The sequence below is a fragment of the Magnetococcus sp. PR-3 genome (assembly GCF_036689865.1).
GTDB lineage: Bacteria > Pseudomonadota > Magnetococcia > Magnetococcales > Magnetococcaceae > Magnetococcus.
This window is the reverse complement of the sequence record NZ_JBAHUQ010000108.1, coordinates 1-283: the sequence shown is the minus strand read 5'-3', so window position 1 is coordinate 283 and position 283 is coordinate 1. Positions and strand designations below refer to the sequence as shown.

General features: G+C 57.2%; 1 protein-coding gene. It reads left to right on the top strand.

What is annotated here, in order from left to right; all coding sequences use genetic code 11:
• On the top strand, positions 1–283 hold a 283-nt coding region (locus V5T57_RS20755; RefSeq protein WP_332893181.1), incomplete at both ends, for a hypothetical protein.

The following is a 283-nucleotide window of genomic DNA, read 5'->3' as shown; positions in this document are numbered from 1 at the left end:
GCCGGTTTCTATTCAGGGCACACTTCCCGCCGATATACTGGAGCAGATTCGGGCTAAGCAGGGCGCAACCTCTGCAGTGGCCAACCTGGTTGAACAGGTGCATCTGCGTGGAACGCTGCCACAACTTACCCTGCCCGGTGTTGGTGCATTGGCGTCGTGGGAGAACCCGGCGTTTGAGCTGCGTGGGGGACGTAATGCCGCCAACAAGGCGGAGCTCTATGTGGGTTTCAGCGGACAGTTAAAGCTCACCGAGCCAGTCAAGAAACGTGTTTTCAAAGCTGAT